The organism is Pseudonocardia sp. Ae717_Ps2, assembly GCF_001932475.1.
Taxonomy (GTDB): domain Bacteria; phylum Actinomycetota; class Actinomycetes; order Mycobacteriales; family Pseudonocardiaceae; genus Pseudonocardia.
This window is the reverse complement of the sequence record NZ_MCIS01000006.1, coordinates 1-22699: the sequence shown is the minus strand read 5'-3', so window position 1 is coordinate 22699 and position 22699 is coordinate 1. Positions and strand designations below refer to the sequence as shown.

The window sequence follows — 22699 nt, the reverse complement described above, 5'->3', positions numbered from 1 at the left end:
CCCGCAGCGCTGCTTGAGGCCGTTGGACCACACGAGCTGCTGCATGCCGTGGCTGCCCTGTTCCCACTCCTGCCAGAGCGCGACGTCGCGCTCGTTGCCGGTGTCGATCGCGTCGGCGAGGATCTGGAACGGCGTGCGGGAGCCGCGCTTGCCGCGCTTCCACCGGCCACCGGCGGTCTCGAAGGCCAGCTTCGAGATGTACTTGCCCATCTTCTCCACCGCGCCGTTACCGACCCGCACGTCGATGCCGTGCTCGGCGGTGGCGCTCATGCCCTTCTTCGCCAGCCCCGCGGCCCAGCGGGTGTAGACCTCGCAGGTCAGAGCAGGAATCTCCGCGCTCACATCGGTCGGGAAGATCAACAGGGCGTGGATGTGGAGGTGCCAGCCGTTGAGGTCGGTGTGGGTGCCCTCCACTCCCCGGACATAGTCCATGTCCAGGTCCGTCTTCCACCGCTTCCACCCCCGCGACTGTGTGAGGTGTCGCCACGCCGCGCTCAGCGCTCGGCGAAGTTCGCGCAGGCTGTGGCCCCGGTGGTGGCGCATCGTCAGGGTCAGCAGTGCGACCGTGCCCCCCCGGTCGGCGTTCCAGTTGATCAGCTGTTCGAGATCCTTCGAGCGGCGCGCACTGATCTTGGCCGAGCACACCGGGCACGCCCACACGCTGCCGCAGGTCGCCAGGCCGCCGAAGCCTGCGGTGCCCGGTTCCCCCTCCGGTCCGGGCGTGTGGTGCAACGAGACCTCTCCACCCTCGTTGGTCGAGACCCGACCGCACTTCTTGACCCGCGACAGGCTCGTGATCGCGGCCAGCTCCCGGCGAGCCCGGTACTTGTCGCGTAGCGCCTGATCCTGGCGGTCCCAGAAGGCCCCCGCGTGGTCCTGACCTGCGGTGGCCGCACTTTTCGCGTCGTTACCAAGCGCGGCCGCCGAAGGGCGCACCGAAGCCAGCGCGGCCGTCACCGCACACCGCCACGACGACGACGGCCGTGTCCGGCACCCGGCAGAGCCGGGCACCGGCCCGCCTCAGCCTCCGGCCGGCGGGCCGGGCCCGGCACTGCCAAGCGCACACCTACGGCGACGCCGACAAACGGTCCGGTGCCAGCTGCGAGGGCGTGGTGCCCTCCCTCGAACCGGCCGAGGATCGAATGCTGATCAGAACCCGTCAAGGGCGGCTGCGCCGTCGCTCCGCGATCTTCGACCCTTGACTGAACCTGCCCAGCCTTCAAGCGGCCTATATCGAGGAAGGGCAGGCGTCGAGACGGGCTGTGGAGCCGCTGGGGCGAGCCGCTGCCTGTTTCCGGGGTGGGGAAGTGCCCTCGTCGCGTAGCGCCGCGCTGGGGGGCTCTAGGTACGCTGTGGGTAGCCACGTTGGCCGGTGCTCCGATCGCTTCGCAGGGTGACCATTTCCGGCCGACGTGCGGGCCCCCGGGATGCCAGTCCTGGGGGCTCACTTCTGTGTCGACCTGGTTGCTAACTCTGGCCTGATCAGGCCGCTACCTCGTGGAGGCGCGCCGCGCCGTCCGCGATCTCGTCCCAGTAGCGGGCGTAGTCGGCGTCCTCCGAGGGGCCCATCAGCCGCGGTCCGCGGACCCGGCCCAACGGCCGGGCGGGTGCCTGGACCAGCGCGACCCCGGGCGGGGCGAGCTGGTGCTCCTCGAGGTGATCGCGGGCGGACTGGCCGTGGAGCATCACCAGGGCCTCCGGGTCGTCGAGCCGGAAGCTGATCCGCAGGCCGAGCTGACCGCGCTCGAAACCACCGACGACGGTCGCGTCCGCGCGCTGGGTGACCACCATCAGCCGCAGGCCCGCCTTGTGTCCCTCGGAGACCAGGCGGCCGTAGAGCGCGAGGAGCTGCTCACGCATCTTCGGCTGGCCCTTCTCGACCGGGGCCGTCGACGCCAGGCGCAGCAGCCCGGCGAACTCTTCGAGCACGACCACGATCAGCGGGAACCCGGCATGGAAGCGGGTGAACTTGTCCCGGCGAGGCGGCAGGTTCCGGATCCGGGTGTCCATCTCCGCGACCAGGCGGACCAGCAGATCCCGGTGTGCCTCAACGTCGGCCGACCCGGTGGCCTGCCACTCGTGGTGCCGGGTACCCACGTAGGGACGGCCCAGAAGCAACCCAGACAGGTCAGACCCCGCGATCAGGACATCGTCGAGGCGGGCGAGCTGCGCCAGCGCCGAATAGCACCACACGCTCTTGCCCGAGCGGGTCGCGCCCTGAATGCAGACGTGCGGCCCCTCCACCCAGGACTGGCGCAGAGGGTTGCCGAGCTCGTCTCGGGCGATGGTGATCTCCACGTCGGAGACCGACAGCCCGCGGCCGGCCAACGGAGCCGGGACCTCGCCGTCGAGGGGGTCGCCGATCAGCAGCTCGATCCGGACCCACTCCGATCCGCGCGGGTAGACCCGGATCCGGTCATAGCCCAGCGCCGCCGCGATCCGCCGCGACGCCTCGTCAGCACGGAAGTCCTCGATGAGCTGGCCGTGGATCTTGCGCACCACCAGCACCGGGTCCGGCCCCGACAGGTCCGCCCGGGCCAGGGTCGGGATGACGATCGTGGTGCCGGAGGCGACCTGCACCGTGTGCGAGAGCCCCGGAACCCGCTCACAGACCCGGCGCCACGGGTTCACCAGCCGGTCGACGAACTCGCGGGCGGCCCGATCCTCGGCGCGCTGCCTGCTCCACATGATCAGTGCTCCTGTCGTGAAGACGGCCCCGGTCCGGGAGGGGGTTCTCCGGGCCGGGGCCGTGGTCGAGCGGGGGTCAGTTGCTCAGCGGGCGATGAGGGCGGCGACCGCGGTAGTGACGGCGACACCAACAGGGATCTGCACCTGGTGGTGGACGGCCTGATCCATCAGGGCGCGACCGTTCACTCCGTGATCAGCCAGGCCGTGGAACCGCTTCTGTCGGCCGATCCGGGCGCCGTGCTCGTCACGCTGGCGACCCGGGATCGCGGCAAACCGAGCGAGCAGACGGCCGTCATCGATCACCGCATGCACCACGCCCTCCGCCACCACGCCGGTGAGCTGGGCCAGCCACGGGACCCGGACACCGGCAGTCCGGTAGAACGCCCACTTCGTGACGGCCTGCGCCGCGGCATAGGTGGAGGCGTGCAGAGCAAGTTCCCGGCGACCCTGCCCGGTGCGGTGCTGCTTGTGGGCCGACATGCAGTCGTCCTGGGCCAAGTAGTCCCCGCCGTGATGACCCAGCAGGGCCCCCAGCGCCGTCAGGACGGTGATCGCGATCCGCTCGGACATGCCTTTGCTCCTTGATCAGCTAGCGACAGCGGTGGAGGTGGTCGACACGAGTGCGCCGGTGAAAGCCCAGCCGTCGCAGCGGGGGCACTGATCCGGCAGGCGGCCGCCGTCGTCCGGGATCTCCTCGGCGTGCTGGCACGAGGTGCAGGTCAGCACCACCAGCACGAGGCCCATCTGGCCGTCGAGCACCGGCCACCGGCGGCCCGCCATCACGCGGCCTGCTCGTTCTTCCGGCCCGAGCCGCCGATCGGGCGGATCGCGTCGGCGCGGTAGTAGACCTGCGCCCCGACGACCTTGTCCTCACCGGTGTTCTTGTCCTTGATCGTCTTGTCCATCACGCCGACCTCGAAGCCGACCAGCTCGCAGGGCATCCCGGGCTGAAACCCGTGGCGCGGGTCCTCGTGCGACGCGATCGTCACGTTCAGCACCGAAAACGACGGCCGCCCGAACGCCTGGAACCCCACCGTGACCTGGGCAACCCACTTCGGGGTGCCGTTCCGCAAGCACTCCTGATCGGTGTCGCTGCCGAACTTCAGCTTCGGCGCCAGGTCCATGACCATCACCATCGTGAAACTCGTCGGGTCGATCTTGAAGTTCATCGGGCCCTGGTTCGACATGCGCATCTCCCATGTTTTTCGATCCGCCACTCCGGGGCCAGACCGTCCTGTGGTTCTTGTCCTCAGTTCGCAGCCTCGAAGGTCTGGACGTCTGGACTGATAGAACTACCGTAGCATGAGTCCCCTCAAAGGTCTAGACGTATGAATCAGAGGAGGTCAGACGATGGCCCGGAAGTACGAGAAGATCGCCCGCGAGCTGCGAGAAAGGATCACCAACGGCACCTATCCGCCGGGGTCGACCCTCCCCGCACTCCCCGAGTTGATGGCGACGTACGAGGTAGCGCGGGAGACCGTGCGCAGCGCGGTGTCGGCCCTTGCCAACGAGGGCCTGGTGACGCCGCTGTCAGGTGTCGGAACAGTCGTGCGCGACCTCGGCACCGTGGACATGCACAGCCAGCCCGGAGACGCGCATCCCGCGTGGGGGAGCACCACCGGGGATGACTCAAAGATCGAGACCGTCGAGGCGTCCTACGACGTCGCGAACCACGAAGTAGCGCAGCGCCTCGGCATTGGCCGGGGGGATCGGGTTGTCCACCGAGTCCGGCGGTACTACAAGGGCCGCCACATCGTGTTGCTGCACGATCAGTGGCTCCCAGGCGAGGTAGGTGCGCGAATCCACTCAGAGACCGGGTACGACCCGGCCGACAAGGACGCCCACGAGCGGACCGACCTGTACTCGTTCATGCGCGAGGCCGGATACCAGCCTGCACAGACAACCGAACGAGTGAGCACTCGGATGCCTGACCCGGACGAACGGGACGTCATGTCGATCCCGCCTGGCGTACCCGTGCTGATCACGCTGCGGACCACGCGCGACGCGAGCCAGATCGAGCTGGAAACCAGCACCTTCGTAGCAACTGGTGATCGAGCAGAGCAGACCTACACAGTGGCGATGTAGGTTCCTGGCCAATCGCGGCAGAGCCCCCATCGCCGCGGTTGGCCGGCCAGTCCGGCACTCATCAGTTGTCAGTAATACCTGACTGGCAACGTCAGGGCTTCTTGACAGCATTGCCAAGCTGTCCTGACAGTTAATTGTCAGGCTATCTTGACGATTGGTTATTTCGCCAGGCAAGCTTGACTGACAGTGTCAAGGAAGGATGACTGACAAATGGCTCCCGTGAAGGACTTGAGCGGCCCCTGGAACGTCACCACCACGCATCCGGCTGCCGGTGAGCACGAGGGTCACGCGCTGGGGATCGTCGCCGGGCAGGACGACGAGCCGATCAGCAACGACACCGTGGAAGTGCACGTGCGGTACGCGTCGTGCTCGTGCGGGTGGTCCGGCCAGCTGCGCACCGCCCCCGGTGCCCGCGAGCAGCCTCTGCGGACCCGCCGGTACCGGGCTCAGACCCGGGAGGTCCTGCGCCCCGAGTGGGATGCCCACGTCGGTCAGTGGCTCCCTGAGCCGCTGTCGGCCCCGGACCCAACCGAAGACACCCCCGCCGCCCCGCCGGAGCCGCAGGGAGCATCTGAGCGTCCACAGCGACGGCGGCCGAGCAAGCGCGCCAAGCCGGTCGAGCCGACGGCCGCGCCGGAAGCCGCGGCCGTCGTCGTCGAGGACCAGGCGGTGCCCGAGCCCGACCCCGGAGCTCGTCTAGTCGAGGCCGCTGCCGTCGCCGGTACCGCAGCCGCCGCTGCCCGCCGAGCGAACGACGCCCTCACCGACGCCGTACGCGAAGCGCGCCAAGCCGGGATCTCCTGGGCCAAGATCGGCGCCGCCACGTCGATGAGCCGCCAGGCCGCACACGAGCGCTGGCGCGTCCTCTGACCACAGCCCGTCACTGACCCAGATCAAGATCAAATGCACCACCGCACCACCGCACCACCGCACCACCGCACCACCGCACCACCGCACCTATGCATCACATGGTCTTGAAGGCCGCGTAGCCACCCACCGTGTTCAGCTGCATCGTCGTCGTATCGACGACACGGCGTTTCCTTAGGAAAACGCCTAACTTGGGTCCGCCGGAGGCGCCCACCCAGACCACGCCCCTGGCCGAAGATCATCAGATGATGCATAGGTCCTGGCGGTCCTGGCGGTCCTGGCCGTCGCCCTCAGAGCGCCGTAGCGGGCCGGTAGTAGCTCCGGCGCCGTTCCCGGCGCTGTTCGGGGTCTTCGGCCGCGAGCGCGGCTTTGAGCCACGCAAACGGGGCGTCTCCGGGGTCGAGCTGGACGGCGCGTTCGGTGGTGTCAGCCTCGAACTCGAAGGCCAGGCCCCGGGCGTCGAGCCAGGCGCGCGCGGCGGGAACTCCGCCGTGGCGAGTCGCGATGATCAGGTCCTCCGCGACCGGGTAGATCTTCTTCCAGCTCCGGGCCGGGAGGACTCCTGCCAGCTCTCCACCTCCGTCTTCTTCGGCGATCTCCTCGTCCTTGACCTCGGTGACCCCGCAGCGCTGCTTGAGGCCGTTGGACCACACGAGCTGCTGCATGCCGTGGCTGCCCTGTTCCCACTCCTGCCAGAGCGCGACGTCGCGCTCGTTGCCGGTGTCGATCGCGTCGGCGAGGATCTGGAACGGCGTGCGGGAGCCGCGCTTGCCGCGCTTCCACCGGCCACCGGCGGTCTCGAAGGCCAGCTTCGAGATGTACTTGCCCATCTTCTCCACCGCGCCGTTACCGACCCGCACGTCGATGCCGTGCTCGGCGGTGGCGCTCATGCCCTTCTTCGCCAGCCCCGCGGCCCAGCGGGTGTAGACCTCGCAGGTCAGAGCAGGAATCTCCGCGCTCACATCGGTCGGGAAGATCAACAGGGCGTGGATGTGGAGGTGCCAGCCGTTGAGGTCGGTGTGGGTGCCCTCCACTCCCCGGACATAGTCCATGTCCAGGTCCGTCTTCCACCGCTTCCACCCCCGCGACTGTGTGAGGTGTCGCCACGCCGCGCTCAGCGCTCGGCGAAGTTCGCGCAGGCTGTGGCCCCGGTGGTGGCGCATCGTCAGGGTCAGCAGTGCGACCGTGCCCCCCCGGTCGGCGTTCCAGTTGATCAGCTGTTCGAGATCCTTCGAGCGGCGCGCACTGATCTTGGCCGAGCACACCGGGCACGCCCACACGCTGCCGCAGGTCGCCAGGCCGCCGAAGCCTGCGGTGCCCGGTTCCCCCTCCGGTCCGGGCGTGTGGTGCAACGAGACCTCTCCACCCTCGTTGGTCGAGACCCGACCGCACTTCTTGACCCGCGACAGGCTCGTGATCGCGGCCAGCTCCCGGCGAGCCCGGTACTTGTCGCGTAGCGCCTGATCCTGGCGGTCCCAGAAGGCCCCCGCGTGGTCCTGACCTGCGGTGGCCGCACTTTTCGCGTCGTTACCAAGCGCGGCCGCCGAAGGGCGCACCGAAGCCAGCGCGGCCGTCACCGCACACCGCCACGACGACGACGGCCGTGTCCGGCACCCGGCAGAGCCGGGCACCGGCCCGCCTCAGCCTCCGGCCGGCGGGCCGGGCCCGGCACTGCCAAGCGCACACCTACGGCGACGCCGACAAACGGTCCGGTGCCAGCTGCGAGGGCGTGGTGCCCTCCCTCGAACCGGCCGAGGATCGAATGCTGATCAGAACCCGTCAAGGGCGGCTGCGCCGTCGCTCCGCGATCTTCGACCCTTGACTGAACCTGCCCAGCCTTCAAGCGGCCTATATCGAGGAAGGGCAGGCGTCGAGACGGGCTGTGGAGCCGCTGGGGCGAGCCGCTGCCTGTTTCCGGGGTGGGGAAGTGCCCTCGTCGCGTAGCGCCGCGCTGGGGGGCTCTAGGTACGCTGTGGGTAGCCACGTTGGCCGGTGCTCCGATCGCTTCGCAGGGTGACCATTTCCGGCCGACGTGCGGGCCCCCGGGATGCCAGTCCTGGGGGCTCACTTCTGTGTCGACCTGGTTGCTAACTCTGGCCTGATCAGGCCGCTACCTCGTGGAGGCGCGCCGCGCCGTCCGCGATCTCGTCCCAGTAGCGGGCGTAGTCGGCGTCCTCCGAGGGGCCCATCAGCCGCGGTCCGCGGACCCGGCCCAACGGCCGGGCGGGTGCCTGGACCAGCGCGACCCCGGGCGGGGCGAGCTGGTGCTCCTCGAGGTGATCGCGGGCGGACTGGCCGTGGAGCATCACCAGGGCCTCCGGGTCGTCGAGCCGGAAGCTGATCCGCAGGCCGAGCTGACCGCGCTCGAAACCACCGACGACGGTCGCGTCCGCGCGCTGGGTGACCACCATCAGCCGCAGGCCCGCCTTGTGTCCCTCGGAGACCAGGCGGCCGTAGAGCGCGAGGAGCTGCTCACGCATCTTCGGCTGGCCCTTCTCGACCGGGGCCGTCGACGCCAGGCGCAGCAGCCCGGCGAACTCTTCGAGCACGACCACGATCAGCGGGAACCCGGCATGGAAGCGGGTGAACTTGTCCCGGCGAGGCGGCAGGTTCCGGATCCGGGTGTCCATCTCCGCGACCAGGCGGACCAGCAGATCCCGGTGTGCCTCAACGTCGGCCGACCCGGTGGCCTGCCACTCGTGGTGCCGGGTACCCACGTAGGGACGGCCCAGAAGCAACCCAGACAGGTCAGACCCCGCGATCAGGACATCGTCGAGGCGGGCGAGCTGCGCCAGCGCCGAATAGCACCACACGCTCTTGCCCGAGCGGGTCGCGCCCTGAATGCAGACGTGCGGCCCCTCCACCCAGGACTGGCGCAGAGGGTTGCCGAGCTCGTCTCGGGCGATGGTGATCTCCACGTCGGAGACCGACAGCCCGCGGCCGGCCAACGGAGCCGGGACCTCGCCGTCGAGGGGGTCGCCGATCAGCAGCTCGATCCGGACCCACTCCGATCCGCGCGGGTAGACCCGGATCCGGTCATAGCCCAGCGCCGCCGCGATCCGCCGCGACGCCTCGTCAGCACGGAAGTCCTCGATGAGCTGGCCGTGGATCTTGCGCACCACCAGCACCGGGTCCGGCCCCGACAGGTCCGCCCGGGCCAGGGTCGGGATGACGATCGTGGTGCCGGAGGCGACCTGCACCGTGTGCGAGAGCCCCGGAACCCGCTCACAGACCCGGCGCCACGGGTTCACCAGCCGGTCGACGAACTCGCGGGCGGCCCGATCCTCGGCGCGCTGCCTGCTCCACATGATCAGTGCTCCTGTCGTGAAGACGGCCCCGGTCCGGGAGGGGGTTCTCCGGGCCGGGGCCGTGGTCGAGCGGGGGTCAGTTGCTCAGCGGGCGATGAGGGCGGCGACCGCGGTAGTGACGGCGACACCAACAGGGATCTGCACCTGGTGGTGGACGGCCTGATCCATCAGGGCGCGACCGTTCACTCCGTGATCAGCCAGGCCGTGGAACCGCTTCTGTCGGCCGATCCGGGCGCCGTGCTCGTCACGCTGGCGACCCGGGATCGCGGCAAACCGAGCGAGCAGACGGCCGTCATCGATCACCGCATGCACCACGCCCTCCGCCACCACGCCGGTGAGCTGGGCCAGCCACGGGACCCGGACACCGGCAGTCCGGTAGAACGCCCACTTCGTGACGGCCTGCGCCGCGGCATAGGTGGAGGCGTGCAGAGCAAGTTCCCGGCGACCCTGCCCGGTGCGGTGCTGCTTGTGGGCCGACATGCAGTCGTCCTGGGCCAAGTAGTCCCCGCCGTGATGACCCAGCAGGGCCCCCAGCGCCGTCAGGACGGTGATCGCGATCCGCTCGGACATGCCTTTGCTCCTTGATCAGCTAGCGACAGCGGTGGAGGTGGTCGACACGAGTGCGCCGGTGAAAGCCCAGCCGTCGCAGCGGGGGCACTGATCCGGCAGGCGGCCGCCGTCGTCCGGGATCTCCTCGGCGTGCTGGCACGAGGTGCAGGTCAGCACCACCAGCACGAGGCCCATCTGGCCGTCGAGCACCGGCCACCGGCGGCCCGCCATCACGCGGCCTGCTCGTTCTTCCGGCCCGAGCCGCCGATCGGGCGGATCGCGTCGGCGCGGTAGTAGACCTGCGCCCCGACGACCTTGTCCTCACCGGTGTTCTTGTCCTTGATCGTCTTGTCCATCACGCCGACCTCGAAGCCGACCAGCTCGCAGGGCATCCCGGGCTGAAACCCGTGGCGCGGGTCCTCGTGCGACGCGATCGTCACGTTCAGCACCGAAAACGACGGCCGCCCGAACGCCTGGAACCCCACCGTGACCTGGGCAACCCACTTCGGGGTGCCGTTCCGCAAGCACTCCTGATCGGTGTCGCTGCCGAACTTCAGCTTCGGCGCCAGGTCCATGACCATCACCATCGTGAAACTCGTCGGGTCGATCTTGAAGTTCATCGGGCCCTGGTTCGACATGCGCATCTCCCATGTTTTTCGATCCGCCACTCCGGGGCCAGACCGTCCTGTGGTTCTTGTCCTCAGTTCGCAGCCTCGAAGGTCTGGACGTCTGGACTGATAGAACTACCGTAGCATGAGTCCCCTCAAAGGTCTAGACGTATGAATCAGAGGAGGTCAGACGATGGCCCGGAAGTACGAGAAGATCGCCCGCGAGCTGCGAGAAAGGATCACCAACGGCACCTATCCGCCGGGGTCGACCCTCCCCGCACTCCCCGAGTTGATGGCGACGTACGAGGTAGCGCGGGAGACCGTGCGCAGCGCGGTGTCGGCCCTTGCCAACGAGGGCCTGGTGACGCCGCTGTCAGGTGTCGGAACAGTCGTGCGCGACCTCGGCACCGTGGACATGCACAGCCAGCCCGGAGACGCGCATCCCGCGTGGGGGAGCACCACCGGGGATGACTCAAAGATCGAGACCGTCGAGGCGTCCTACGACGTCGCGAACCACGAAGTAGCGCAGCGCCTCGGCATTGGCCGGGGGGATCGGGTTGTCCACCGAGTCCGGCGGTACTACAAGGGCCGCCACATCGTGTTGCTGCACGATCAGTGGCTCCCAGGCGAGGTAGGTGCGCGAATCCACTCAGAGACCGGGTACGACCCGGCCGACAAGGACGCCCACGAGCGGACCGACCTGTACTCGTTCATGCGCGAGGCCGGATACCAGCCTGCACAGACAACCGAACGAGTGAGCACTCGGATGCCTGACCCGGACGAACGGGACGTCATGTCGATCCCGCCTGGCGTACCCGTGCTGATCACGCTGCGGACCACGCGCGACGCGAGCCAGATCGAGCTGGAAACCAGCACCTTCGTAGCAACTGGTGATCGAGCAGAGCAGACCTACACAGTGGCGATGTAGGTTCCTGGCCAATCGCGGCAGAGCCCCCATCGCCGCGGTTGGCCGGCCAGTCCGGCACTCATCAGTTGTCAGTAATACCTGACTGGCAACGTCAGGGCTTCTTGACAGCATTGCCAAGCTGTCCTGACAGTTAATTGTCAGGCTATCTTGACGATTGGTTATTTCGCCAGGCAAGCTTGACTGACAGTGTCAAGGAAGGATGACTGACAAATGGCTCCCGTGAAGGACTTGAGCGGCCCCTGGAACGTCACCACCACGCATCCGGCTGCCGGTGAGCACGAGGGTCACGCGCTGGGGATCGTCGCCGGGCAGGACGACGAGCCGATCAGCAACGACACCGTGGAAGTGCACGTGCGGTACGCGTCGTGCTCGTGCGGGTGGTCCGGCCAGCTGCGCACCGCCCCCGGTGCCCGCGAGCAGCCTCTGCGGACCCGCCGGTACCGGGCTCAGACCCGGGAGGTCCTGCGCCCCGAGTGGGATGCCCACGTCGGTCAGTGGCTCCCTGAGCCGCTGTCGGCCCCGGACCCAACCGAAGACACCCCCGCCGCCCCGCCGGAGCCGCAGGGAGCATCTGAGCGTCCACAGCGACGGCGGCCGAGCAAGCGCGCCAAGCCGGTCGAGCCGACGGCCGCGCCGGAAGCCGCGGCCGTCGTCGTCGAGGACCAGGCGGTGCCCGAGCCCGACCCCGGAGCTCGTCTAGTCGAGGCCGCTGCCGTCGCCGGTACCGCAGCCGCCGCTGCCCGCCGAGCGAACGACGCCCTCACCGACGCCGTACGCGAAGCGCGCCAAGCCGGGATCTCCTGGGCCAAGATCGGCGCCGCCACGTCGATGAGCCGCCAGGCCGCACACGAGCGCTGGCGCGTCCTCTGACCACAGCCCGTCACTGACCCAGATCAAGATCAAATGCACCACCGCACCACCGCACCACCGCACCACCGCACCACCGCACCACCGCACCTATGCATCACATGGTCTTGAAGGCCGCGTAGCCACCCACCGTGTTCAGCTGCATCGTCGTCGTATCGACGACACGGCGTTTCCTTAGGAAAACGCCTAACTTGGGTCCGCCGGAGGCGCCCACCCAGACCACGCCCCTGGCCGAAGATCATCAGATGATGCATAGGTCCTGGCGGTCCTGGCGGTCCTGGCCGTCGCCCTCAGAGCGCCGTAGCGGGCCGGTAGTAGCTCCGGCGCCGTTCCCGGCGCTGTTCGGGGTCTTCGGCCGCGAGCGCGGCTTTGAGCCACGCAAACGGGGCGTCTCCGGGGTCGAGCTGGACGGCGCGTTCGGTGGTGTCAGCCTCGAACTCGAAGGCCAGGCCCCGGGCGTCGAGCCAGGCGCGCGCGGCGGGAACTCCGCCGTGGCGAGTCGCGATGATCAGGTCCTCCGCGACCGGGTAGATCTTCTTCCAGCTCCGGGCCGGGAGGACTCCTGCCAGCTCTCCACCTCCGTCTTCTTCGGCGATCTCCTCGTCCTTGACCTCGGTGACCCCGCAGCGCTGCTTGAGGCCGTTGGACCACACGAGCTGCTGCATGCCGTGGCTGCCCTGTTCCCACTCCTGCCAGAGCGCGACGTCGCGCTCGTTGCCGGTGTCGATCGCGTCGGCGAGGATCTGGAACGGCGTGCGGGAGCCGCGCTTGCCGCGCTTCCACCGGCCACCGGCGGTCTCGAAGGCCAGCTTCGAGATGTACTTGCCCATCTTCTCCACCGCGCCGTTACCGACCCGCACGTCGATGCCGTGCTCGGCGGTGGCGCTCATGCCCTTCTTCGCCAGCCCCGCGGCCCAGCGGGTGTAGACCTCGCAGGTCAGAGCAGGAATCTCCGCGCTCACATCGGTCGGGAAGATCAACAGGGCGTGGATGTGGAGGTGCCAGCCGTTGAGGTCGGTGTGGGTGCCCTCCACTCCCCGGACATAGTCCATGTCCAGGTCCGTCTTCCACCGCTTCCACCCCCGCGACTGTGTGAGGTGTCGCCACGCCGCGCTCAGCGCTCGGCGAAGTTCGCGCAGGCTGTGGCCCCGGTGGTGGCGCATCGTCAGGGTCAGCAGTGCGACCGTGCCCCCCCGGTCGGCGTTCCAGTTGATCAGCTGTTCGAGATCCTTCGAGCGGCGCGCACTGATCTTGGCCGAGCACACCGGGCACGCCCACACGCTGCCGCAGGTCGCCAGGCCGCCGAAGCCTGCGGTGCCCGGTTCCCCCTCCGGTCCGGGCGTGTGGTGCAACGAGACCTCTCCACCCTCGTTGGTCGAGACCCGACCGCACTTCTTGACCCGCGACAGGCTCGTGATCGCGGCCAGCTCCCGGCGAGCCCGGTACTTGTCGCGTAGCGCCTGATCCTGGCGGTCCCAGAAGGCCCCCGCGTGGTCCTGACCTGCGGTGGCCGCACTTTTCGCGTCGTTACCAAGCGCGGCCGCCGAAGGGCGCACCGAAGCCAGCGCGGCCGTCACCGCACACCGCCACGACGACGACGGCCGTGTCCGGCACCCGGCAGAGCCGGGCACCGGCCCGCCTCAGCCTCCGGCCGGCGGGCCGGGCCCGGCACTGCCAAGCGCACACCTACGGCGACGCCGACAAACGGTCCGGTGCCAGCTGCGAGGGCGTGGTGCCCTCCCTCGAACCGGCCGAGGATCGAATGCTGATCAGAACCCGTCAAGGGCGGCTGCGCCGTCGCTCCGCGATCTTCGACCCTTGACTGAACCTGCCCAGCCTTCAAGCGGCCTATATCGAGGAAGGGCAGGCGTCGAGACGGGCTGTGGAGCCGCTGGGGCGAGCCGCTGCCTGTTTCCGGGGTGGGGAAGTGCCCTCGTCGCGTAGCGCCGCGCTGGGGGGCTCTAGGTACGCTGTGGGTAGCCACGTTGGCCGGTGCTCCGATCGCTTCGCAGGGTGACCATTTCCGGCCGACGTGCGGGCCCCCGGGATGCCAGTCCTGGGGGCTCACTTCTGTGTCGACCTGGTTGCTAACTCTGGCCTGATCAGGCCGCTACCTCGTGGAGGCGCGCCGCGCCGTCCGCGATCTCGTCCCAGTAGCGGGCGTAGTCGGCGTCCTCCGAGGGGCCCATCAGCCGCGGTCCGCGGACCCGGCCCAACGGCCGGGCGGGTGCCTGGACCAGCGCGACCCCGGGCGGGGCGAGCTGGTGCTCCTCGAGGTGATCGCGGGCGGACTGGCCGTGGAGCATCACCAGGGCCTCCGGGTCGTCGAGCCGGAAGCTGATCCGCAGGCCGAGCTGACCGCGCTCGAAACCACCGACGACGGTCGCGTCCGCGCGCTGGGTGACCACCATCAGCCGCAGGCCCGCCTTGTGTCCCTCGGAGACCAGGCGGCCGTAGAGCGCGAGGAGCTGCTCACGCATCTTCGGCTGGCCCTTCTCGACCGGGGCCGTCGACGCCAGGCGCAGCAGCCCGGCGAACTCTTCGAGCACGACCACGATCAGCGGGAACCCGGCATGGAAGCGGGTGAACTTGTCCCGGCGAGGCGGCAGGTTCCGGATCCGGGTGTCCATCTCCGCGACCAGGCGGACCAGCAGATCCCGGTGTGCCTCAACGTCGGCCGACCCGGTGGCCTGCCACTCGTGGTGCCGGGTACCCACGTAGGGACGGCCCAGAAGCAACCCAGACAGGTCAGACCCCGCGATCAGGACATCGTCGAGGCGGGCGAGCTGCGCCAGCGCCGAATAGCACCACACGCTCTTGCCCGAGCGGGTCGCGCCCTGAATGCAGACGTGCGGCCCCTCCACCCAGGACTGGCGCAGAGGGTTGCCGAGCTCGTCTCGGGCGATGGTGATCTCCACGTCGGAGACCGACAGCCCGCGGCCGGCCAACGGAGCCGGGACCTCGCCGTCGAGGGGGTCGCCGATCAGCAGCTCGATCCGGACCCACTCCGATCCGCGCGGGTAGACCCGGATCCGGTCATAGCCCAGCGCCGCCGCGATCCGCCGCGACGCCTCGTCAGCACGGAAGTCCTCGATGAGCTGGCCGTGGATCTTGCGCACCACCAGCACCGGGTCCGGCCCCGACAGGTCCGCCCGGGCCAGGGTCGGGATGACGATCGTGGTGCCGGAGGCGACCTGCACCGTGTGCGAGAGCCCCGGAACCCGCTCACAGACCCGGCGCCACGGGTTCACCAGCCGGTCGACGAACTCGCGGGCGGCCCGATCCTCGGCGCGCTGCCTGCTCCACATGATCAGTGCTCCTGTCGTGAAGACGGCCCCGGTCCGGGAGGGGGTTCTCCGGGCCGGGGCCGTGGTCGAGCGGGGGTCAGTTGCTCAGCGGGCGATGAGGGCGGCGACCGCGGTAGTGACGGCGACACCAACAGGGATCTGCACCTGGTGGTGGACGGCCTGATCCATCAGGGCGCGACCGTTCACTCCGTGATCAGCCAGGCCGTGGAACCGCTTCTGTCGGCCGATCCGGGCGCCGTGCTCGTCACGCTGGCGACCCGGGATCGCGGCAAACCGAGCGAGCAGACGGCCGTCATCGATCACCGCATGCACCACGCCCTCCGCCACCACGCCGGTGAGCTGGGCCAGCCACGGGACCCGGACACCGGCAGTCCGGTAGAACGCCCACTTCGTGACGGCCTGCGCCGCGGCATAGGTGGAGGCGTGCAGAGCAAGTTCCCGGCGACCCTGCCCGGTGCGGTGCTGCTTGTGGGCCGACATGCAGTCGTCCTGGGCCAAGTAGTCCCCGCCGTGATGACCCAGCAGGGCCCCCAGCGCCGTCAGGACGGTGATCGCGATCCGCTCGGACATGCCTTTGCTCCTTGATCAGCTAGCGACAGCGGTGGAGGTGGTCGACACGAGTGCGCCGGTGAAAGCCCAGCCGTCGCAGCGGGGGCACTGATCCGGCAGGCGGCCGCCGTCGTCCGGGATCTCCTCGGCGTGCTGGCACGAGGTGCAGGTCAGCACCACCAGCACGAGGCCCATCTGGCCGTCGAGCACCGGCCACCGGCGGCCCGCCATCACGCGGCCTGCTCGTTCTTCCGGCCCGAGCCGCCGATCGGGCGGATCGCGTCGGCGCGGTAGTAGACCTGCGCCCCGACGACCTTGTCCTCACCGGTGTTCTTGTCCTTGATCGTCTTGTCCATCACGCCGACCTCGAAGCCGACCAGCTCGCAGGGCATCCCGGGCTGAAACCCGTGGCGCGGGTCCTCGTGCGACGCGATCGTCACGTTCAGCACCGAAAACGACGGCCGCCCGAACGCCTGGAACCCCACCGTGACCTGGGCAACCCACTTCGGGGTGCCGTTCCGCAAGCACTCCTGATCGGTGTCGCTGCCGAACTTCAGCTTCGGCGCCAGGTCCATGACCATCACCATCGTGAAACTCGTCGGGTCGATCTTGAAGTTCATCGGGCCCTGGTTCGACATGCGCATCTCCCATGTTTTTCGATCCGCCACTCCGGGGCCAGACCGTCCTGTGGTTCTTGTCCTCAGTTCGCAGCCTCGAAGGTCTGGACGTCTGGACTGATAGAACTACCGTAGCATGAGTCCCCTCAAAGGTCTAGACGTATGAATCAGAGGAGGTCAGACGATGGCCCGGAAGTACGAGAAGATCGCCCGCGAGCTGCGAGAAAGGATCACCAACGGCACCTATCCGCCGGGGTCGACCCTCCCCGCACTCCCCGAGTTGATGGCGACGTACGAGGTAGCGCGGGAGACCGTGCGCAGCGCGGTGTCGGCCCTTGCCAACGAGGGCCTGGTGACGCCGCTGTCAGGTGTCGGAACAGTCGTGCGCGACCTCGGCACCGTGGACATGCACAGCCAGCCCGGAGACGCGCATCCCGCGTGGGGGAGCACCACCGGGGATGACTCAAAGATCGAGACCGTCGAGGCGTCCTACGACGTCGCGAACCACGAAGTAGCGCAGCGCCTCGGCATTGGCCGGGGGGATCGGGTTGTCCACCGAGTCCGGCGGTACTACAAGGGCCGCCACATCGTGTTGCTGCACGATCAGTGGCTCCCAGGCGAGGTAGGTGCGCGAATCCACTCAGAGACCGGGTACGACCCGGCCGACAAGGACGCCCACGAGCGGACCGACCTGTACTCGTTCATGCGCGAGGCCGGATACCAGCCTGCACAGACAACCGAACGAGTGAGCACTCGGATGCCTGACCCGGACGAACGGGACGTCATGTCGATCCCGCCTGGCGTACCCGTGCTGATCACGCTGCGGACCACGCGCGACGCGAGCCAGATCGAGCTGGAAACCAGCACCTTCGTAGCAACTGGTGATCGAGCAGAGCAGACCTACACAGTGGCGATGTAGGTTCCTGGCCAATCGCGGCAGAGCCCCCATCGCCGCGGTTGGCCGGCCAGTCCGGCACTCATCAGTTGTCAGTAATACCTGACTGGCAACGTCAGGGCTTCTTGACAGCATTGCCAAGCTGTCCTGACAGTTAATTGTCAGGCTATCTTGACGATTGGTTATTTCGCCAGGCAAGCTTGACTGACAGTGTCAAGGAAGGATGACTGACAAATGGCTCCCGTGAAGGACTTGAGCGGCCCCTGGAACGTCACCACCACGCATCCGGCTGCCGGTGAGCACGAGGGTCACGCGCTGGGGATCGTCGCCGGGCAGGACGACGAGCCGATCAGCAACGACACCGTGGAAGTGCACGTGCGGTACGCGTCGTGCTCGTGCGGGTGGTCCGGCCAGCTGCGCACCGCCCCCGGTGCCCGCGAGCAGCCTCTGCGGACCCGCCGGTACCGGGCTCAGACCCGGGAGGTCCTGCGCCCCGAGTGGGATGCCCACGTCGGTCAGTGGCTCCCTGAGCCGCTGTCGGCCCCGGACCCAACCGAAGACACCCCCGCCGCCCCGCCGGAGCCGCAGGGAGCATCTGAGCGTCCACAGCGACGGCGGCCGAGCAAGCGCGCCAAGCCGGTCGAGCCGACGGCCGCGCCGGAAGCCGCGGCCGTCGTCGTCGAGGACCAGGCGGTGCCCGAGCCCGACCCCGGAGCTCGTCTAGTCGAGGCCGCTGCCGTCGCCGGTACCGCAGCCGCCGCTGCCCGCCGAGCGAACGACGCCCTCACCGACGCCGTACGCGAAGCGCGCCAAGCCGGGATCTCCTGGGCCAAGATCGGCGCCGCCACGTCGATGAGCCGCCAGGCCGCACACGAGCGCTGGCGCGTCCTCTGACCACAGCCCGTCACTGACCCAGATCAAGATCAAATGCACCACCGCACCACCGCACCACCGCACCACCGCACCACCGCACCACCGCACCTATGCATCACATGGTCTTGAAGGCCGCGTAGCCACCCACCGTGTTCAGCTGCATCGTCGTCGTATCGACGACACGGCGTTTCCTTAGGAAAACGCCTAACTTGGGTCCGCCGGAGGCGCCCACCCAGACCACGCCCCTGGCCGAAGATCATCAGATGATGCATAGGTCCTGGCGGTCCTGGCGGTCCTGGCCGTCGCCCTCAGAGCGCCGTAGCGGGCCGGTAGTAGCTCCGGCGCCGTTCCCGGCGCTGTTCGGGGTCTTCGGCCGCGAGCGCGGCTTTGAGCCACGCAAACGGGGCGTCTCCGGGGTCGAGCTGGACGGCGCGTTCGGTGGTGTCAGCCTCGAACTCGAAGGCCAGGCCCCGGGCGTCGAGCCAGGCGCGCGCGGCGGGAACTCCGCCGTGGCGAGTCGCGATGATCAGGTCCTCCGCGACCGGGTAGATCTTCTTCCAGCTCCGGGCCGGGAGGACTCCTGCCAGCTCTCCACCTCCGTCTTCTTCGGCGATCTCCTCGTCCTTGACCTCGGTGACCCCGCAGCGCTGCTTGAGGCCGTTGGACCACACGAGCTGCTGCATGCCGTGGCTGCCCTGTTCCCACTCCTGCCAGAGCGCGACGTCGCGCTCGTTGCCGGTGTCGATCGCGTCGGCGAGGATCTGGAACGGCGTGCGGGAGCCGCGCTTGCCGCGCTTCCACCGGCCACCGGCGGTCTCGAAGGCCAGCTTCGAGATGTACTTGCCCATCTTCTCCACCGCGCCGTTACCGACCCGCACGTCGATGCCGTGCTCGGCGGTGGCGCTCATGCCCTTCTTCGCCAGCCCCGCGGCCCAGCGGGTGTAGACCTCGGCAGGTCAGAGCAGGAATCTCCGCGCTCACATCGGTCGGGAAGATCAACAGGGCGTGGATGTGGAGGTGCCAGCCGTTGAGGTCGGTGTGGGTGCCCTCCACTCCCCGGACATAGTCCATGTCCAGGTCCGTCTTCCACCGCTTCCACCCCCGCGACTGTGTGAGGTGTCGCCACGCCGCGCTCAGCGCTCGGCGAAGTTCGCGCAGGCTGTGGCCCCGGTGGTGGCGCATCGTCAGGGTCAGCAGTGCGACCGTGCCCCCCCGGTCGGCGTTCCAGTTGATCAGCTGTTCGAGATCCTTCGAGCGGCGCGCACTGATCTTGGCCGAGCACACCGGGCACGCCCACACGCTGCCGCAGGTCGCCAGGCCGCCGAAGCCTGCGGTGCCCGGTTCCCCCTCCGGTCCGGGCGTGTGGTGCAACGAGACCTCTCCACCCTCGTTGGTCGAGACCCGACCGCACTTCTTTGACCCGCGACAGGCTCGTGATCGCGGCCAGCTCCCGGCGAGCCCGGTACTTGTCGCGTAGCGCCTGATCCTGGCGGTCCCAGAAGGCCCCCGCGTGGTCCTGACCTGCGGTGGCCGCACTTTTCGCGTCGTTACCAAGCGCCGGCCGCCGAAGGGCGCACCGAAGCCAGCGCGGCCGTCACCGCACACCGCCACGACGACGACGGCCGTGTCCGGCACCCGGCAGAGCCGGGCACCGGCCCGCCTCAGCCTCCGGCCGGCGGGCCGGGCCCGGCACTGCCAAGCGCACACCTACGGCGACGCCGACAAACGGTCCGGTGCCAGCTGCGAGGGCGTGGTGCCCTCCCTCGAACCGGCCGAGGATCGAATGCTGATCAGAACCCGTCAAGGGCGGCTGCGCCGTCGCTCCGCGATCTTCGACCCTTGACTGAACCTGCCCAGCCTTCAAGCGGCCTATATCGAGGAAGGGCAGGCGTCGAGACGGGCTGTGGAGCCGCTGGGGCGAGCCGCTGCCTGTTTCCGGGGTGGGGAAGTGCCCTCGTCGCGTAGCGCCGCGCTGGGGGGCTCTAGGTACGCTGTGGGTAGCCACGTTGGCCGGTGCTCCGATCGCTTCGCAGGGTGACCATTTCCGGCCGACGTGCGGGCCCCCGGGATGCCAGTCCTGGGGGCTCACTTCTGTGTCGACCTGGTTGCTAACTCTGGCCTGATCAGGCCGCTACCTCGTGGAGGCGCGCCGCGCCGTCCGCGATCTCGTCCCAGTAGCGGGCGTAGTCGGCGTCCTCCGAGGGGCCCATCAGCCGCGGTCCGCGGACCCGGCCCAACGGCCGGGCGGGTGCCTGGACCAGCGCGACCCCGGGCGGGGCGAGCTGGTGCTCCTCGAGGTGATCGCGGGCGGACTGGCCGTGGAGCATCACCAGGGCCTCCGGGTCGTCGAGCCGGAAGCTGATCCGCAGGCCGAGCTGACCGCGCTCGAAACCACCGACGACGGTCGCGTCCGCGCGCTGGGTGACCACCATCAGCCGCAGGCCCGCCTTGTGTCCCTCGGAGACCAGGCGGCCGTAGAGCGCGAGGAGCTGCTCACGCATCTTCGGCTGGCCCTTCTCGACCGGGGCCGTCGACGCCAGGCGCAGCAGCCCGGCGAACTCTTCGAGCACGACCACGATCAGCGGGAACCCGGCATGGAAGCGGGTGAACTTGTCCCGGCGAGGCGGCAGGTTCCGGATCCGGGTGTCCATCTCCGCGACCAGGCGGACCAGCAGATCCCGGTGTGCCTCAACGTCGGCCGACCCGGTGGCCTGCCACTCGTGGTGCCGGGTACCCACGTAGGGACGGCCCAGAAGCAACCCAGACAGGTCAGACCCCGCGATCAGGACATCGTCGAGGCGGGCGAGCTGCGCCAGCGCCGAATAGCACCACACGCTCTTGCCCGAGCGGGTCGCGCCCTGAATGCAGACGTGCGGCCCCTCCACCCAGGACTGGCGCAGAGGGTTGCCGAGCTCGTCTCGGGCGATGGTGATCTCCACGTCGGAGACCGACAGCCCGCGGCCGGCCAACGGAGCCGGGACCTCGCCGTCGAGGGGGTCGCCGATCAGCAGCTCGATCCGGACCCACTCCGATCCGCGCGGGTAGACCCGGATCCGGTCATAGCCCAGCGCCGCCGCGATCCGCCGCGACGCCTCGTCAGCACGGAAGTCCTCGATGAGCTGGCCGTGGATCTTGCGCACCACCAGCACCGGGTCCGGCCCCGACAGGTCCGCCCGGGCCAGGGTCGGGATGACGATCGTGGTGCCGGAGGCGACCTGCACCGTGTGCGAGAGCCCCGGAACCCGCTCACAGACCCGGCGCCACGGGTTCACCAGCCGGTCGACGAACTCGCGGGCGGCCCGATCCTCGGCGCGCTGCCTGCTCCACATGATCAGTGCTCCTGTCGTGAAGACGGCCCCGGTCCGGGAGGGGGTTCTCCGGGCCGGGGCCGTGGTCGAGCGGGGGTCAGTTGCTCAGCGGGCGATGAGGGCGGCGACCGCGGTAGTGACGGCGACACCAACAGGGATCTGCACCTGGTGGTGGACGGCCTGATCCATCAGGGCGCGACCGTTCACTCCGTGATCAGCCAGGCCGTGGAACCGCTTCTGTCGGCCGATCCGGGCGCCGTGCTCGTCACGCTGGCGACCCGGGATCGCGGCAAACCGAGCGAGCAGACGGCCGTCATCGATCACCGCATGCACCACGCCCTCCGCCACCACGCCGGTGAGCTGGGCCAGCCACGGGACCCGGACACCGGCAGTCCGGTAGAACGCCCACTTCGTGACGGCCTGCGCCGCGGCATAGGTGGAGGCGTGCAGAGCAAGTTCCCGGCGACCCTGCCCGGTGCGGTGCTGCTTGTGGGCCGACATGCAGTCGTCCTGGGCCAAGTAGTCCCCGCCGTGATGACCCAGCAGGGCCCCCAGCGCCGTCAGGACGGTGATCGCGATCCGCTCGGACATGCCTTTGCTCCTTGATCAGCTAGCGACAGCGGTGGAGGTGGTCGACACGAGTGCGCCGGTGAAAGCCCAGCCGTCGCAGCGGGGGCACTGATCCGGCAGGCGGCCGCCGTCGTCCGGGATCTCCTCGGCGTGCTGGCACGAGGTGCAGGTCAGCACCACCAGCACGAGGCCCATCTGGCCGTCGAGCACCGGCCACCGGCGGCCCGCCATCACGCGGCCTGCTCGTTTTCCGGCCCGAGCCGCCGATCGGGCGGATCGCGTCGGCGCGGTAGTAGACCTGCGCCCCGACGACCTTGTCCTCACCGGTGTTCTTGTCCTTGATCGTCTTGTCCATCACGCCGACCTCGAAGCCGACCAGCTCGCAGGGCATCCCGGGCTGAAACCCGTGGCGCGGGTCCTCGTGCGACGCGATCGTCACGTTCAGCACCGAAAACGACGGCCGCCCGAACGCCTGGAACCCCACCGTGACCTGGGCAACCCACTTCGGGGTGCCGTTCCGCAAGCACTCCTGATCGGTGTCGCTGCCGAACTTCAGCTTCGGCGCCAGGTCCATGACATCACCATCGTGAAACTCGTCGGGTCGATCTTGAAGTTCATCGGGCCCTGGTTCGACATGCGCATCTCCCATGTTTTTCGATCCGCCACTCCGGGGCCAGAC

The 22699-nt window shown here is 69.0% G+C and carries 26 protein-coding genes; 6 read left to right on the top strand and 20 right to left on the bottom strand.

The window, feature by feature from the left end; genetic code table 11:
• The 5 genes from Ae717Ps2_RS30745 to Ae717Ps2_RS30725 all read right to left on the bottom strand — a co-directional run.
• Window positions 1-957, bottom strand: a 957-nt coding sequence (locus Ae717Ps2_RS30745; RefSeq protein WP_143510701.1) for a protein rep, incomplete at its 3' end; no start/stop codon positions are given.
• Window positions 958-1482: 525 nt separating this feature from the next.
• Window positions 1483-2688 carry a hypothetical protein gene (locus tag Ae717Ps2_RS30740; RefSeq protein WP_075334494.1) on the bottom strand — a complete coding sequence of 402 codons (1206 nt, stop codon included), beginning with the start codon at window positions 2686-2688 and terminating at the stop codon, window positions 1483-1485.
• An 84-nt stretch (window positions 2689-2772) separates the two neighbouring features.
• Window positions 2773-3258 (bottom strand): DUF3307 domain-containing protein, encoded by a 486-nt coding sequence (locus Ae717Ps2_RS30735; protein ID WP_075334488.1) that lies wholly within the window; start codon window positions 3256-3258, stop codon window positions 2773-2775.
• Window positions 3259-3273: 15 nt separating this feature from the next.
• Window positions 3274-3468: a hypothetical protein gene (locus Ae717Ps2_RS30730; RefSeq protein WP_075334489.1), complete on the bottom strand. Its 195-nt coding sequence runs from the start codon at window positions 3466-3468 to the stop codon at window positions 3274-3276.
• The gene (locus Ae717Ps2_RS30725; protein WP_075334490.1) at window positions 3468-3881 is read right to left on the bottom strand and encodes a hypothetical protein; all 414 of its coding nucleotides are present in this window, start codon (window positions 3879-3881) and stop codon (window positions 3468-3470) included. The genes Ae717Ps2_RS30730 and Ae717Ps2_RS30725 overlap by 1 nt, the downstream gene beginning before the upstream one ends.
• 157 nt (window positions 3882-4038) lie before the next feature.
• On the opposite strand from Ae717Ps2_RS30725, the gene Ae717Ps2_RS30720 reads away from it, so the two are divergent.
• Window positions 4039-4773 carry a GntR family transcriptional regulator gene (locus Ae717Ps2_RS30720; RefSeq protein ID WP_075334491.1) on the top strand — a complete coding sequence of 245 codons (735 nt, stop codon included), beginning with the start codon at window positions 4039-4041 and terminating at the stop codon, window positions 4771-4773.
• 210 nt (window positions 4774-4983) lie between these two features.
• Window positions 4984-5643, top strand: coding sequence for a hypothetical protein (locus Ae717Ps2_RS30715; RefSeq protein ID WP_143510659.1), 660 nt, complete (start codon window positions 4984-4986; stop codon window positions 5641-5643).
• Window positions 5644-5930: 287 nt separating this feature from the next.
• On the opposite strand, the gene Ae717Ps2_RS30710 is transcribed toward Ae717Ps2_RS30715, so the two are convergent.
• From Ae717Ps2_RS30710 to Ae717Ps2_RS30690, 5 genes are all read right to left on the bottom strand, one after another.
• Window positions 5931-7217 carry a protein rep gene (locus Ae717Ps2_RS30710; RefSeq protein ID WP_143510661.1) on the bottom strand — a complete coding sequence of 429 codons (1287 nt, stop codon included), beginning with the start codon at window positions 7215-7217 and terminating at the stop codon, window positions 5931-5933.
• Between the two features lie 525 nt (window positions 7218-7742).
• Window positions 7743-8948 (bottom strand): hypothetical protein, encoded by a 1206-nt coding sequence (locus Ae717Ps2_RS30705; RefSeq protein WP_075334494.1) that lies wholly within the window; start codon window positions 8946-8948, stop codon window positions 7743-7745.
• An 84-nt stretch (window positions 8949-9032) separates the two neighbouring features.
• The gene (locus tag Ae717Ps2_RS30700) at window positions 9033-9518 is read right to left on the bottom strand and encodes a DUF3307 domain-containing protein (protein WP_075334488.1); all 486 of its coding nucleotides are present in this window, start codon (window positions 9516-9518) and stop codon (window positions 9033-9035) included.
• A gap of 15 nt (window positions 9519-9533) precedes the next feature.
• A complete protein-coding gene (locus tag Ae717Ps2_RS30695; protein ID WP_075334489.1) occupies window positions 9534-9728 on the bottom strand; it encodes a hypothetical protein in 195 nt (64 codons plus the stop codon).
• A complete protein-coding gene (locus Ae717Ps2_RS30690; protein WP_075334490.1) occupies window positions 9728-10141 on the bottom strand; it encodes a hypothetical protein in 414 nt (137 codons plus the stop codon). The genes Ae717Ps2_RS30695 and Ae717Ps2_RS30690 overlap by 1 nt, the downstream gene beginning before the upstream one ends.
• Window positions 10142-10298: 157 nt before the next feature.
• Between Ae717Ps2_RS30690 and Ae717Ps2_RS30685 the strand changes: the two genes are divergently transcribed.
• Window positions 10299-11033: a GntR family transcriptional regulator gene (locus Ae717Ps2_RS30685; RefSeq protein ID WP_075334491.1), complete on the top strand. Its 735-nt coding sequence runs from the start codon at window positions 10299-10301 to the stop codon at window positions 11031-11033.
• 210 nt (window positions 11034-11243) lie between these two features.
• Window positions 11244-11903, top strand: coding sequence for a hypothetical protein (locus Ae717Ps2_RS30680; protein WP_143510659.1), 660 nt, complete (start codon window positions 11244-11246; stop codon window positions 11901-11903).
• A gap of 287 nt (window positions 11904-12190) precedes the next feature.
• Here the strand turns inward: Ae717Ps2_RS30680 and Ae717Ps2_RS30675 are convergent, their stop codons facing one another.
• The 5 genes from Ae717Ps2_RS30675 to Ae717Ps2_RS30655 form a co-directional block, all read right to left on the bottom strand.
• Window positions 12191-13477, bottom strand: coding sequence for a protein rep (locus Ae717Ps2_RS30675; protein ID WP_143510661.1), 1287 nt, complete (start codon window positions 13475-13477; stop codon window positions 12191-12193).
• A gap of 525 nt (window positions 13478-14002) precedes the next feature.
• Window positions 14003-15208: a hypothetical protein gene (locus tag Ae717Ps2_RS30670; RefSeq protein WP_075334494.1), complete on the bottom strand. Its 1206-nt coding sequence runs from the start codon at window positions 15206-15208 to the stop codon at window positions 14003-14005.
• A gap of 84 nt (window positions 15209-15292) precedes the next feature.
• Window positions 15293-15778 (bottom strand): DUF3307 domain-containing protein, encoded by a 486-nt coding sequence (locus Ae717Ps2_RS30665; RefSeq protein WP_075334488.1) that lies wholly within the window; start codon window positions 15776-15778, stop codon window positions 15293-15295.
• Window positions 15779-15793: 15 nt separating this feature from the next.
• Window positions 15794-15988 (bottom strand): hypothetical protein, encoded by a 195-nt coding sequence (locus Ae717Ps2_RS30660; RefSeq protein ID WP_075334489.1) that lies wholly within the window; start codon window positions 15986-15988, stop codon window positions 15794-15796.
• On the bottom strand, window positions 15988-16401 hold the full coding sequence (locus Ae717Ps2_RS30655; RefSeq protein WP_075334490.1) for a hypothetical protein: 414 nt from the start codon (window positions 16399-16401) through the stop codon (window positions 15988-15990). The genes Ae717Ps2_RS30660 and Ae717Ps2_RS30655 overlap by 1 nt, the downstream gene beginning before the upstream one ends.
• 157 nt (window positions 16402-16558) lie before the next feature.
• Between Ae717Ps2_RS30655 and Ae717Ps2_RS30650 the strand changes: the two genes are divergently transcribed.
• Window positions 16559-17293: a GntR family transcriptional regulator gene (locus Ae717Ps2_RS30650; protein WP_075334491.1), complete on the top strand. Its 735-nt coding sequence runs from the start codon at window positions 16559-16561 to the stop codon at window positions 17291-17293.
• 210 nt (window positions 17294-17503) lie between these two features.
• A complete protein-coding gene (locus tag Ae717Ps2_RS30645; protein WP_143510659.1) occupies window positions 17504-18163 on the top strand; it encodes a hypothetical protein in 660 nt (219 codons plus the stop codon).
• A gap of 287 nt (window positions 18164-18450) precedes the next feature.
• On the opposite strand, the gene Ae717Ps2_RS30640 is transcribed toward Ae717Ps2_RS30645, so the two are convergent.
• The 5 genes from Ae717Ps2_RS30640 to Ae717Ps2_RS36690 form a co-directional block, all read right to left on the bottom strand.
• Window positions 18451-19050: a hypothetical protein gene (locus Ae717Ps2_RS30640; RefSeq protein WP_075334533.1), complete on the bottom strand. Its 600-nt coding sequence runs from the start codon at window positions 19048-19050 to the stop codon at window positions 18451-18453.
• Window positions 19007-19513 carry a protein rep gene (locus Ae717Ps2_RS36695; RefSeq protein WP_143510699.1) on the bottom strand — a complete coding sequence of 169 codons (507 nt, stop codon included), beginning with the start codon at window positions 19511-19513 and terminating at the stop codon, window positions 19007-19009. Before Ae717Ps2_RS36695 ends, Ae717Ps2_RS30640 begins: the two co-directional genes overlap by 44 nt.
• 752 nt (window positions 19514-20265) lie before the next feature.
• A complete protein-coding gene (locus Ae717Ps2_RS30635; protein ID WP_075334494.1) occupies window positions 20266-21471 on the bottom strand; it encodes a hypothetical protein in 1206 nt (401 codons plus the stop codon).
• Between the two features lie 84 nt (window positions 21472-21555).
• Window positions 21556-22041: a DUF3307 domain-containing protein gene (locus Ae717Ps2_RS30630; RefSeq protein ID WP_075334488.1), complete on the bottom strand. Its 486-nt coding sequence runs from the start codon at window positions 22039-22041 to the stop codon at window positions 21556-21558.
• Window positions 22042-22060: 19 nt separating this feature from the next.
• Window positions 22061-22594 carry a hypothetical protein gene (locus tag Ae717Ps2_RS36690; RefSeq protein ID WP_143510697.1) on the bottom strand — a complete coding sequence of 178 codons (534 nt, stop codon included), beginning with the start codon at window positions 22592-22594 and terminating at the stop codon, window positions 22061-22063.
• Window positions 22595-22699: the final 105 nt, after the last annotated feature.